We start from the raw sequence: 12,972 nt of genomic DNA, 5'->3' as shown, positions 1-12,972 counted from the left end.
GCTGCAGGAGCGATAGCATGAGTGATAGGCAAATTGACCTGATGCAGGGGCAAGAACGCAGCCATTGGATTAGGCTGCGCACCCTGATTGTGCTGCGCTGGGTTGCCATTACCGGCCAGCTGATTGCCATCACCGTGGCGCAGCAGCTCTATAATCTACAGCTGGATCTGGTCCTCTGCCTGCTTGCGGTCGGGATCTCGGTGATTAGCAACATGCTGGCGATCTTTGTCTTTCCGGTCAACAAGCGCCTGTCAGAGTTTGAAAACCTACTGATGGTTCTGTTCGATCTGCTGCAACTGGGGTTCTTGCTCTTTCTGACAGGGGGGCTGAACAATCCCTTTACCCTGCTGGTACTGGCCCCGGTGACCATTTCCGCCGCAATGATGGGGCTGCGCTCTACCCTGGTGGTGGGGGGAACCGCAATCATTCTGGTGACGCTGCTGGCGGAATTCCACATTCCGCTGCGCACCGCACAGGGATTTATCCTGCGTATTCCGGATGTCTTTATCTTTGGCAATTGGACCGCCATTGTCATCGCCATTCTGTTTATCGGCGCCAACTCCTTTCGCATCAGCACCGAAATGCGGCGCATGTCCGATGCGGTTGCCGCCACCCAGCTGGCGCTGTCGCGGGAACAAAAGCTTACTGATCTGGGCGGGGTCGTGGCCGCCGCCGCGCATGAGCTGGGCACGCCACTGGCCACCATCAAGCTGGCCAGTGGCGAATTGATCGACGAATTGGACGCGCAGCCTGACCTGCGTGAAGACGCGGTGCTGATCCGCGAACAAGCCGAGCGCTGCCGCGATATCCTGCGCGACATGGGCCGGGCCGGCAAAGACGATTTGCACCTGCGCCAGGCACCGCTGTCTACCGTCATTCACGAAGCCGCCGAACCGCATCTCAACCGCGGCAAGGAAATCCATTTTGACGAGGCCCCACTGGAAGATGGCAGTTTCCAGCAACCCACCATTCTACGCAAACCGGAAATCATCCATGGGCTGCGCAATCTGGTGCAGAACGCCGTTGATTTCTCGCGCACGACCGTCTGGATAAAATCAACCTGGAACGACGAAAAGATCTCTCTGCATATTCATGACGACGGGCGCGGGTTTTCTCCACATCTGCTGGGCCGCATTGGCGACCCCTTCATGCGACGCCGCCGCAGCGAAACCGACCGCAAACAGCGCCCAGAATATCAGGGCATGGGTTTGGGATTGTTCATCGCCAAAACTCTGCTAGAGCGCACCGGAGCCGAGTTGAAATTCGCCAATGGGGCCAGTGAACCGCCACCACACCCATCTGATCGCCCCGGTGCCATTGTTGTGGTATCCTGGCCGCGCGGCAAAATTGACGCCCAGTTCGGGGAAAATGCCGTTCCGAAGGGAAAAAATAAGTGGATAGAAGTTTAACTGTTCACTTTTGGATAATTAATTAAACTGCAGTTAACCATTTGTGAGCCACCATGGGAAAAAACGAGCACTGAAATAGGCAGGACAATATGCAGAACCTCATCTCGATCGAGTGGTTGATGCTGGCCACACTTTGCTGTGCAACTGCAGCAGCAGCCGTCTGGTGGCTGTCACCAGAACAGCGCTCCAAGAGTATGGAGCAGGATCTTTTGGTTGGCGATGGCCGTACCGACGCCGTTTTTCTCTTTGATGATACCAGCTTGATCGGGTGGTCCTCGGGCGCGCGGAAATTTATCGGCGAACATGCCGAACATTTCAGCTGGAACATGCTTCGCGACCAACTGGCCCGCAACTATCCAGGCCTGCCGCAAAGCCCCGGTTTTCTGAAAGATATTGGCCCGCTTGTGCTGACCGGAACCGCCTCTGCCGAAAGCCGCGAAGCCCATTGCGAATGGATTGATGGGATCACCCGCGTACAATTGCGCCGCAGCACCCTGGAAGAGCAAAACAAATCGCTCGACCAGGAACTGACCACCCTGCGCGCTGCGGTGCATCAGGCCCCCTATCCGGTCTGGCTGCAATCGGACGAGGGTGCCGTCACCTGGTCGAATCTGGCCTATGATGATCTCAGCCATAAACTGCGCGGACGCGATGCCGATTTTTCCATCCCGCTGTTCGACAATCTCGAAGAACCAAAAGCCAGCGGCAAGGCAGAGCGGCTGTCCATCCCGATGCCCGAAAGCACCAAGCGCCTGTGGTACAATATCTCGACCACCGAAACTGAGGCCGGCTGGCTGTGCCATGCAGTTGATGTCAACGCCGTGGTTGATGCCGAGATCGCACAGCGCAACTTTGTACAGACGCTGGCAAAAACCTTTGCACAGCTGTCCATTGGGCTTGCCATTTTTGACCGCAACCGCCAGCTGGTACTGTTCAATCCGGTGCTGATCGACCTGACCGCCCTGCCGGCCGATTTCCTCAGCTCGCGGCCCAGCCTGATGACCTTCTTTGATCGGCTGCGCGACCAGCGGCTGATGCCTGAACCAAAGAACTATTCCAGCTGGCGCCACCAGATCGAAGACCTGTTGGAAGCCGCCGCAGAAGGCCGGTACCAGGATACCTGGTCGCTGCCCTCGGGTTCTGTCTATTCGGTCTCTGGCCGTCCCCACCCCGATGGGGCCATCGCCTTTCTGTTCGAAGATATCACCGCTGAGGTCACGCTCACCCGGCAGTTCCGTTCCGAATTGGAACTGGGACAGTCGATCATGGATCAGATGGACGAAGCCATTGCGGTCTTTGCCAATGATGGCACCATGACCTTTTCGAATGAAACCTATCATTCGCTGTGGAAAATGGATCCCGAGGCCAGCTTTGCCAAGGTCTCTATCATGGATGCAGCCCGCATCTGGCAAGACACCTGCAGACCCAACCCCGCCTGGGGTGAGATCCGCGATTTTGTTGCCGGCAGCGATGGGCGCACGCCGTGGTGGACCCAGGTGCAACTGCGCGACGGCACGCCGCTGCTCTGCAAGGTCACCGCAATCCAGAACGGCGCAACCATGGTCAGCTTTCAGGCACCAGACCCCGGGCTGCCACCGCTGGAGCAGCAAAAATTCGCCATCACCGATCAGACTGGGCAGGCCTGAGGCCTAGCGCCGCGTCTGGCCAATCATACCTGCCAAAAGGGCGCGATCAGCGGGGGCTGATCGCGCCCTTCTCGCTTGCAGCACAGCCCAGCCAGAGGCATTGTGGCGCCATGATTGAAAGCCCTGATCCTGCCGCCACTGACAGCGGCACCACAACGCCCCCCAGCAGCCCGTTTTCCTGCGACCTTGCCTCTGCCGAGGCAACCGCAGAACTGGCGCGGCTGATCGCTGAACAGTTGCAGCCCGGCGATTGCCTGCTTTTGGCGGGGCCAATCGGGGCAGGTAAAACGCATTTTGCCCGCAGCCTGATCCAATCCCTGATGCCGGTGCCCGAAGACGTTCCCTCGCCCACCTTCACCCTGGTGCAAACATATGACCTGCCGGGCTGCGACCTGTGGCACGCAGATCTTTATCGTCTGTCCGCCCTGGAAGAGATAGAGGAGCTGGGCCTGGTTGAGGCCTTTGAAGAAGCCATTTGCCTGATTGAATGGCCGGATCGCCTGGCCGAACTGACCCCGGCCCATGCGCTGCAGCTGTCGCTCTCGCTTGACCCGGCACTGGAAGACAGCCGCCATCTGACCCTGACATGGACGGATCCAAAATGGCAGCACCGGCTGGATCAGATCGCCAGCCTCAACCGGGCCAGCTCCCCCCCTGCACAGCCCACCCCAAGTGAGAGCCAATATGACCAGTCGTGACACCCAGATCACCGCATTCTTACAGCGCAGCGGCCACGGCGATTGGCAGCGCGCAACACTGGCGGGCGATGCCTCGGCGCGACGCTATGACCGACTGACCAACCCGGATGGGCGCAGCCTCGTGTTGATGGATGCCCCGCCTGACAGCGGCGAAACCATCCTTCCCTTTGTGCGCATCGCCAATTTCCTGCGCAACCAGGGGCTCAGCGCGCCTGGCATCCTTGCCCAAGACCCCGAGGCCGGCTTTTTGCTGATCGAAGACCTGGGCGACCAGCGGTTTTATGAAGTCCTGCAGGCGGATCCCAGCCAGGAAAAGCCGCTTTATGGCCTGGCGACCGACCTGTTGCTGCATCTGCATCAGCAGCCTGCCACCAGTATCCCATTGGCGCTAGAGCCACTTGGACCGCGCGCCATGGCGGAATTGTCCAGTCTGGTAATCAGCCACTATTGCGGCCCGCTGCGCGGAGGCGCCGACACCGACCTGCAGCACCGCTTTGAAAATCAGTTTGAAGACATCCTGCGCCAGACCCTGCGCGGCGAAATGGTTTTTGTGCATCGGGATTTTCACGTGCAAAACCTGATGCACCTGCCGGATCGCACCGGGCTTGCCCAAGTCGGCGTGATTGATTTTCAGGACGCCCGCGCGGGCCATCCCGCCTATGATCTGGTTTCGCTCTTGCAGGACGCCCGCCGCGATGTACCCGCCGCAATCGAGGCGCAGATGATCAACCGCTACCTTGCGACCAGCCCAATCGACGACTCCAGCTTTCGCAGCGCCTATGCGGTGATCGGAGTGCAGCGCAATCTGCGCATCCTTGGCGTTTTTGCCCGGCTCTCGCTAGAGCACGGAAAGCCCCAATATCTGGAACTGATCCCACGGGTCTGGAACCATGTGATCAACGGCCTGGAACACCCGGCGATGGCACCGCTAGCCAATTGGCTGCAACAGGACCTGCCCCCGCCCAGCCCGGAAAACCTGGCAAAGCTGCGCCGATGACCAACGCCGTCCACCCGCAAGACAGCCCCGAAAGCATCCTGCTGTTTGCCGCCGGCTTTGGCACCCGGATGAAGGCACTGACACAGAACTGCCCCAAGCCGATGATCGCCGTGGCCGGCCAGCCGCTGATTGACCATACGCTGACCCTGGCCCAGGCCATGCAACCACGGCATATTGTGGCCAATCTACACTATCTGCCGCATATCCTCGCGGCGCATCTCTCCCCCAAAGGCGTGCTGCTCAGCCAGGAAAGCCCAGAGGTGCTGGATACCGGAGGCGGGCTGCGTCATGCGCTGCCCCTCTTGGGGGCGGCGCCGGTCTTTACCGCCAATACCGATGTGATCTGGAAGGGGCCAAACCCATTTAAGGTTGCCCTGGACGCCTGGGACCCGGCCCGCATGGACGCGCTGTTGGTCTGCATTCCGATCCCCCGCTGCCATGGCCGCAGCGGGGTCGGCGATTTCACCCGCGATTCCGACGGGCGGCTCAGCCGAGGCGGCGATCTGGTTTATGGCGGGGTGCAAATTGTCAAAACCGCCGGACTTGCGCTGATTGAAGAAGATGTTTTTTCGCTCAACCTGTTGTGGAACGATATGGTGCGCGATGGGCGGCTTTTTTCGGTGGAATACCCTGGCCACTGGTGCGATGTGGGCCACCCCGAAGGAATTGCCATTGCCGAGGATCTGATTGCCAATGATGTTGTTTGAACCTCAGGATACGCCACGCATCTTTGCTGTTCCCATTGGCGTCGATTTTCCCCGTGCGCTGGCCCAGGGGTTGCTGCACCGGGCACATGCGCTGCCTCCCGAAGGCCTGGCGCAGGTCGAAGTGATCCTCAACACCTCTCGGATGATGCGCCGCTGTCGCGCGCTGTTTGAAGAAGGCCCGGCCCTGCTGCTGCCACGCATGCGCCTGTTGACCGATCTTGCCCATGAGGCCAGCCTGCAGGGCCTGCCCCCCGCACTGCCACCGCTGCGACGGCGGCTGGAACTGTCACAGCTGATCGCCAAACTTCTGGATGCGCAGCCCGATCTGGCCGCCCGGTCTTCGCTCTATGATCTGTCGGACAGTCTGGCGGCGCTGATTGACGAAATGCAGGGCGAAGGCGTCAGCACCGACGTGATCCGCAATCTCGATATTTCCGATATGTCGGGTCACTGGGCGCGGGCGCAGTCTTTCATCGGCATCGCAGATGATTTCATCGAGGGCCATGATGGTGCTATGGATGCCGAGGCCCGCCAGCGCCAGGTGGTTCTGAACCTGATCGAAACCTGGCAAGACACCCCGCCGCAGCATCCGGTCATCCTTGCAGGCTCTACCGGGTCGCGCGGCACCACCCTGCTGCTGATGCAGGCCATTGCCCGGCTGCCGCAGGGGGCCGTGGTGCTTCCCGGCTATGATTTTGAACAGCCTGCCTCTGTCTGGCAGCACCTGCATGATGCGCTGACCAGCGAAGACCACCCGCAGTATCGCTTTGCCAAGCTGATCGCCGATCTTGATATGACACCGGATATGGTGCGCCGCTGGAACACAGCCGAGCCCACCTCGGTGCCGCGCAACCGCTTGATTTCCCTTGCTCTGCGCCCGGCTCCGGTCACTGACGCCTGGATGAGCGAAGGCCCGGATCTGACCGATCTGGACAAGGCCTGTGCCGATGTCACCCTGGTCGAGGCCCCCACTCCGCGCGCCGAGGCGCTGGCCATTGCCCTGCGTCTGCGCCAGGCTGCCGAAGACGGCAAGACTGCGGCGCTGATCTCGCCAGATCGGATGCTCACCCGGTTGGTTTCGGTGGCACTGGACCGTTGGGACATCCTGCCCGATGATTCCGCCGGCCTCCCGCTGCAGCTGACGCCTCCGGGACGTTTCCTGCGGCATGTGGCCGAATTGTTCTGCCGCCCGCTGACAGCCGATGCACTGCTGACCCTGTTGAAACACCCGCTGACCCATGATGGCACCAGCCCAGACGCTGCGCGCGGTGAACACCTGCGCCATACCCGCGATTTTGAACTGGACCTGCGCCGCAATGGCCCGCCCTTCCCCGATGCTGACAGCTTTGCAGCCTTTGGCATCAAACAGGATCTAACGCCGGGCTGGACCAACTGGCTGGCGCAGAACTTTGCCAACCAGCAGGTCCAGGCCCCCCTCCATCTGAGCGATTGGGCCGCGCTGCTGCGCAGCCGGGCCGAAGCCATCTCAGCCGGCAGCCAGATCACCTTGCCCGGTGCAAGCGGTACGCTATGGGACAAAAAGGCCGGGCAAATAGCGCATGAGGTCTTTGCCAACCTGGAAGCGGAAGCCGCATATGGTGGCGAAATGTCAGCGCGCGATTTTGCCGATCTGCTCTCGGCGCTGTTGTCGCAGGCAGAGGTACGCGACCGCGACACCCCCTATGGATCGATCATGATCTGGGGCACGCTCGAGGCCCGCGTACAGGGTGCCGATCTGGTCATCCTCGGCGGGCTGAACGAAGGCAGCTGGCCCGAAGCCGCCAAGCCCGATCCCTGGTTGAACCGACAATTGCGCCATCAGGCCGGGCTGCTGCTGCCGGAACGCCGCATCGGGTTGTCAGCGCATGATTTCCAACAGGCCGTCGCCGCACCCGAGGTCTGGCTGACCCGCGCCGCTCGCACGGATGAGGCCGATACCGTTGCCTCGCGCTGGCTCAACCGCCTGACAAATCTGCTAAAAGGCCTGCCAGATCAAGGCGGCAAAGCGGCTTTGGATGCAATGAAGGCCCGTGGCCAAACTTGGCTGGACTGGGCCGAAGCGCTGGAAGAGCCGATAGAGCTGCCCGCCGCTCATCGCCCTGCCCCGCGCCCGCCCCTGGCTAGCCGACCGCGCAGGCTAACCATCACCGAAATCCCGCGGCTGATCCGCGACCCCTATGCGATCTATGCCAAACATGTGCTGCGCCTGCGCAAGCTGAACCCGCTGGTGCAGGAACCTGACGCCCTGCTGCGCGGTACGGTTGTGCATGAAATCTTTGAAGATTTTATTCGCGATACGCTGCAGGATCCCAGCCTGCTCAGCCCGGATCACCTGATTGAAACGGCCCGCGCCCTGCTGGAACGCGATGTCCCCTGGCCTGTGGCCCGGATGCTCTGGCTGTCGCGGATTGAACGGATCGCCGGAGATTTCATTCTGTCCGAACAGGCCCGCCAAAGCCGTGGCAAACCGCTGAAACTGGAAGCCAAGGGCGAAGCACGGCTGGAACCTTTGGATTTCTCTATCGCCTGCCGGGCTGACCGGATTGATCAGGATGATCGCGGTTTTCTGCATCTCTATGACTACAAAACCGGCATTCCCCCTTCGGAATCGCAACAAAAGAAGTTCGAAAAACAGCTGCTGATCGAGGCCGCCATGGCCGAGGAAGGTGCCTTTCAGGAGATTGGCCCCGCCGAGGTGGCCAGCGCCGCCTTTATCGGGTTGGGCAGCAGCCTGAAAGAGGTGCCCGCGCCGCTGCAGGATCAGCCCCCCGCCAAGATCTGGGAGGAATTGAAAACCTTGATCGGTGCTTATTTTGAACAGGAACAGGGCTATTCCAGCCGCCGTATGGTGCACCGCGATGATTTTGCCGGCGACTACGATCACCTGGCCCGTTTTGGCGAATGGGATCGCAGCGCCATGCCCAGCCCCGAGGATCTGACATGAGCAGCCCAACCGCCAAGCCCCGCGATGCCGCCTCTGAGGCGCAATTTCGCGCGGCCCGCCCCGATGCCTCTACCTGGCTGGCGGCCAATGCCGGCTCTGGCAAGACCAAGGTGCTGACCGACCGAGTGGCGCGGCTACTGCTCAAGGGGGTGCAACCGCAACATATTCTGTGCCTTACCTATACCAAAGCCGCTGCCAGCGAGATGCAGAACCGGCTGTTCAAGCGCCTTGGCGAATGGGCGATGCTGCGCGATGATCAGCTTACCGCCGCGCTGAACGATCTGGGGGCAGATGATGCGATATCTGCAGAGGGTCTGTCCCAGGCGCGCACCCTGTTTGCCCGCGCGATTGAAACCCCCGGCGGCTTGAAAATCCAAACCATCCATTCCTTCTGTTCGTCCCTGTTGCGGCGTTTCCCGCTAGAGGCCGGCGTCAGCCCGCAATTCGCCGAAATGGAAGACCGCGCCGCCGCGCTGCTGCGGGCCGAGATCGTCGAGGATTTTGCCAAGGGCGATCACGCCCATCTGGTTGAACCCCTGGCGCGCCATGTGGGTGGCAGCGATTTTGAAGACCTCACCGCAGCCCTGTGTCAACGCCGCGCCGCTTTTGAAGCGCCGCTAGACTGGTCCGAGCTGCTGGCGCGGTTTGATCTGCCGCCCGGATTTGACCGTGCAGCACTGGAACAGCGGGTCTTCCTCGGCGGCGAAACAGAACTGTTGCAAGCCAGCCGCGCAATGCTGGCCACGGGCGGCACCACGGATCAGCGCGCCGCCGCCAAACTCGCCGGGATTGACCAGCCCCGCCTTGCCGATCTGCCAGTTCTGGAAAGCCTGTTCCTGACCGGTGCCGCCGCGGCAGCGCCCTTTACCGCAAAGATCGGCAAATTCCCCACCAAAAAGCTGCGCGAGGCCAATCTTGGCCTCATGAACCAGCTAGAGCCGCTGATGCTGCGGGTGGAAGATGTCCGTGCCAAGCGGCTGGCGCTGGTGGCAGCGCAGAAATCGCACGATTTACACCGCTTTGCCGCCGCCTTCCTGCCGGAATACGAGGCCCGCAAACGGCTGCGCGGCTGGCTGGATTTCGACGATCTGATCCTCAACGCCCGCCAGCTGTTGAATGACCCGGCAGTGGCCGCCTGGGTGCTGTACCGGCTGGATGGCGGCATTGATCACATTCTGGTGGATGAGGCCCAGGATACCAGCCCGGTGCAATGGGATGTGATCGAAACCCTGGCGCAGGAATTCACCGCCGGGGAAGGCGCGCGCTCTGATGTAGAGCGCACGATCTTTGTAGTTGGCGACAAAAAGCAGTCGATCTACTCGTTTCAGGGTGCCGACCCGGATGCCTTTGACCGGATGCAGGAAGAATTTGCCAATCGTCTGGCCGAATCCGGCGAGGGACTGCAGAACGCGGCGCTGGAATTTTCCTTTCGCTCTTCCGCCGCGATCCTGCGGCTGGTTGATCTGGTGTTCAAAGATAGCCCGCGCGCCGGGTTTCACGCAGAAGCGCTGCACCGTGCCTTCAAATCCGACCTGCCCGGCCGGGTTGATCTCTGGCCTGCGGTAGAGAAGAGCGAAGACGAGGATGACAGCGACTGGACTGATCCGGTTGATCGTCCCGGCAGCCGCCATCACACCGTGGTACTGGCCGAACGCATCGCGGCACAGATCAAGGAAATGATCGTCACCCAGGTCACCATCCCCGAGGATGGAACCGCACGCGGCACATTCAATCGCCGACCCGTGCATGCCGGCGATTTTCTCATTCTGGTGCAGCGCCGATCCGAGTTGTTTTCCGAAATCATCCGCGCCTGCAAATCCGCCGACCTGCCCATCGCCGGCGCCGACCGGCTGAAGGTGGGGGCGGAACTGGCGGTAAAGGACATCGCTGCGCTCTTGTCCTTTCTTGCCACGCCAGAGGATTCGCTATCATTGGCCGAGGCGCTGAAATCTCCACTGTTTGGCTGGTCAGAACAAATGCTGTTTGACCTGGCGCATCGCCGCGACGGGGGGCAGCATCTTTGGGCCGCCCTGCGGGCGCGCAGCACAGAGTTTGCCAACACCATGGCGGTGCTGAACGACCTGCGCAGCCAGACCGATTTCCTGCGCCCCTTTGATCTGATCGAACGCATCCTGACCCGGCATCAAGGGCGGCAAAAACTGTTGGGCCGTTTGGGAATAGAGGCCGAAGATGGCATCAATGCACTGCTGTCGCAGGCGCTGGCCTATGAACGATCAGACATTCCCAGCCTGACCGGATTTCTGGTCTGGATGAAGACAGATAATCTTGAAATAAAACGCCAGATGGGCGCTGCGGGCGATATGATCCGGGTGATGTCGGTGCATGGATCAAAAGGGTTGGAAGCCCCCATCGTCATCCTGCCGGACACCGCCAAGCGCAATGCCCCTAGTGACGCCGAAATCATGCTGGCCGAGGGCACTCCGCTGTGGAGACTGCCCAAAGACCAGATGCCGGATCTGTTGTTTTCAGCCCGTGAACTGGCACAGGAAAAGCAGCAGAACGAACGGCTGCGCCTACTCTATGTTGCCCTTACCCGAGCGGAAAAATGGCTGATCGTCGCCACAGCCGGCACGCTCTCGAAAGAGGGCGACAGCTGGTATCAACGGGTGGAAGCCGCCCTGCGCGAAGCCGGTGCCACCGCCTGTAATCTGCCCGGTGGCGAAGGCCTGCGCCTGTCGCATGGCGATTGGGAGGGGCTGGAATTTGTCCCGCATGAGGTCGCCATACGGGACCGCGCCAGCCTGCCTGCGGTCTTTGGCCATCCTGCCCCTATCTATCAAGCCCCTGCCGCCGCGCTGACCCCATCGGATCTGGGCGGGGCAAAAGCGCTGCCGGGGGATCAGGGGTTGGAGGAAGAAGACGCCAAGGCGCGCGGCAGCCGGTTGCATCTGCTGCTGGAACATCTGCCCGCACAATCAAGCACCGATTGGCCCATGCTGGCAGCGCGGCTGCTGCCCGAGGCCGAAGACTGCGAAGAGCTGCTGGCCGAAGCGAGCGCGGTGCTGCAGACCCCGGCCCTGGCGCATATCTTTGCAACCGATGCCCTGGCCGAGGTAGCAGTCACGGCGCAGCTGGGCGACAACCGCCTTTTTGGCATCATTGACCGGCTGGTGGTGACGCCAGAACGAGTGCTGGCGGTGGATTTCAAATCGAATGCCCAGGTGCCGGACCGGGCTGAAACTTGCCCCAAGGGGCTGCTGCGCCAAATGGGGGCCTATGCCCATGCGTTGAAACAGATCTACCCGGATCGCAAGATCGACACCGCGCTATTGTGGACCCGTAGTGCCAGCCTCATGCCGCTGCCGCACGATCTTGTGACAGATGCGCTGAAGCCGGTGCTGGACCTTGACGATCCGTTAAGCCCTACCTAGGTTCCAATTTCAGTTGCCATAGATCTCAGGAGACATTTCAATGTCCACCGTAGCCGTCACCGACGAAACATTTGACGCCGAAGTCAAGAACTCCTCTGTCCCCGTTGTGGTCGATTTTTGGGCCGAATGGTGCGGTCCCTGCAAACAGATCGGCCCCGCGCTGGAAGAACTGGCTGCAGAATATGGCGACAAGCTGAAGATTGCCAAGGTTGATGTCGACAGCAACCCAAATGCCGCCGCCGCCATGGGCGTGCGTGGCATTCCGGCACTGTTCATCTTCAAGGACGGTGAGGTTGTATCCAACCGCGCCGGCGCCGCCCCCAAGGCCGCGCTGCAAAGCTGGATCAACGATTCCATCTGATCCAAGCCATCCTCTGGATTTCAAAGGCGCCCTCGCTGGGGGCGTCTTTTCATTTCAAGGGACAGTTTATGACACCCGATTTTCGCCAAAAAGCCATTTCCATCTGCACCGACAAGATCGCCAAAAAGGGCGAAGGCGTTGGCCTGTCGTTTTATGCCTTTTTCAAAAACCGCAATGATGATCCCCTGCTGCTGATGCAGGTGGCCCGCTGGTGGATTGAAACGCATCAATTGGACCATTTTGTAAAGGCCGTGAAAATCCGCAACATGCTGGAAACCGGCGCATAGCCTGTCTGACCCGGACCCGAAGCTGCTTTGTCGGGGAGATGTCTATCCTATGGGGCGCTGCCCCATTCGGCCCTAACGGGCCTCACCCCCCGGGATATTTTTGGCCAAATGAAAATATGGGGTTTTCTTTTGCGGCCTGCTGCGGAGAGTGGCCAGGACAGAAACGGGGAGGCAGAGATGGCCAAAACACGGGTATTGGTGGAATTCGGCATGGGCACATCGCTGCGCCGCGAGGACTACACCGAGGCGGCAAAACGCGCGATCAAGGATGCGCTGTGGCATAATTCTGTGAGTGTCGCAGAGCTGTTTGGTTTTCCGAAAGAGGCGATGATTATTGATGCCGAGGTGGGCGTGGCCCGGCCTGAACGGGTCGATCTGGCCGCGCTGAAGGCGATCTTTCCCTATGGCCAGCCGGAAATCACAGTCACCCAGGGCGGGTTGGATGTGGAAAAACCCGATGGGGCAGGGCGCACGGTGATTGCCAATGCTGCGGTAAGTGTCTCTTTTGATATGGAATCCATCTGATGGAAC

The 12,972-nt window shown here is 60.6% G+C and carries 10 protein-coding genes; all 10 read left to right on the top strand.

The window, feature by feature from the left end:
- Nucleotides 1-17 precede the first annotated feature (17 nt).
- The 10 genes from regB (at nucleotide 18) to LRK71_RS04480 (ending at nucleotide 12,966) form a co-directional block, all read left to right on the top strand.
- Nucleotides 18-1,409: a sensor histidine kinase RegB gene (regB, locus tag LRK71_RS04525; protein ID WP_232401417.1), complete on the top strand. Its 1,392-nt coding sequence runs from the start codon at nucleotides 18-20 to the stop codon at nucleotides 1,407-1,409.
- A gap of 89 nt (nucleotides 1,410-1,498) precedes the next feature.
- Nucleotides 1,499-3,055, top strand: a complete 1,557-nt coding sequence (locus LRK71_RS04520) for a PAS-domain containing protein (protein ID WP_232401416.1) — start codon at nucleotides 1,499-1,501, stop codon at nucleotides 3,053-3,055.
- 110 nt (nucleotides 3,056-3,165) lie between these two features.
- Entirely contained in the window at nucleotides 3,166-3,753 is a 588-nt protein-coding gene (gene tsaE, locus LRK71_RS04515; protein ID WP_232401415.1) for a tRNA (adenosine(37)-N6)-threonylcarbamoyltransferase complex ATPase subunit type 1 TsaE, read from the top strand.
- On the top strand, nucleotides 3,740-4,750 hold the full coding sequence (locus tag LRK71_RS04510; RefSeq protein ID WP_232401414.1) for an aminoglycoside phosphotransferase family protein: 1,011 nt from the start codon (nucleotides 3,740-3,742) through the stop codon (nucleotides 4,748-4,750). The genes tsaE and LRK71_RS04510 overlap by 14 nt, the downstream gene beginning before the upstream one ends.
- Nucleotides 4,747-5,457, top strand: a complete 711-nt coding sequence (locus LRK71_RS04505) for a nucleotidyltransferase family protein (protein WP_232401413.1) — start codon at nucleotides 4,747-4,749, stop codon at nucleotides 5,455-5,457. The genes LRK71_RS04510 and LRK71_RS04505 overlap by 4 nt, the downstream gene beginning before the upstream one ends.
- Nucleotides 5,447-8,401, top strand: coding sequence for a double-strand break repair protein AddB (gene addB / locus LRK71_RS04500; RefSeq protein WP_232401971.1), 2,955 nt, complete (start codon nucleotides 5,447-5,449; stop codon nucleotides 8,399-8,401). The genes LRK71_RS04505 and addB overlap by 11 nt, the downstream gene beginning before the upstream one ends.
- On the top strand, nucleotides 8,398-11,793 hold the full coding sequence (gene addA, locus LRK71_RS04495) for a double-strand break repair helicase AddA (protein WP_232401412.1): 3,396 nt from the start codon (nucleotides 8,398-8,400) through the stop codon (nucleotides 11,791-11,793). Before addB ends, addA begins: the two co-directional genes overlap by 4 nt.
- 40 nt (nucleotides 11,794-11,833) lie before the next feature.
- On the top strand, nucleotides 11,834-12,154 hold the full coding sequence (gene trxA, locus LRK71_RS04490; RefSeq protein ID WP_232401411.1) for a thioredoxin: 321 nt from the start codon (nucleotides 11,834-11,836) through the stop codon (nucleotides 12,152-12,154).
- 68 nt (nucleotides 12,155-12,222) lie between these two features.
- The gene (locus tag LRK71_RS04485) at nucleotides 12,223-12,441 is read left to right on the top strand and encodes a DUF6500 family protein (RefSeq protein ID WP_232401410.1); all 219 of its coding nucleotides are present in this window, start codon (nucleotides 12,223-12,225) and stop codon (nucleotides 12,439-12,441) included.
- 177 nt (nucleotides 12,442-12,618) lie between these two features.
- Nucleotides 12,619-12,966, top strand: a complete 348-nt coding sequence (locus tag LRK71_RS04480; RefSeq protein WP_232401409.1) for a Lin0512 family protein — start codon at nucleotides 12,619-12,621, stop codon at nucleotides 12,964-12,966.
- Nucleotides 12,967-12,972 lie beyond the last annotated feature (6 nt).

This window comes from Pseudophaeobacter flagellatus, from assembly GCF_021228235.1.
Lineage (GTDB): Bacteria > Pseudomonadota > Alphaproteobacteria > Rhodobacterales > Rhodobacteraceae > Pseudophaeobacter > Pseudophaeobacter flagellatus.
The sequence above is the reverse complement of the archived record's forward strand: the minus strand, read 5'-3'. Positions and strand labels throughout refer to the sequence as shown.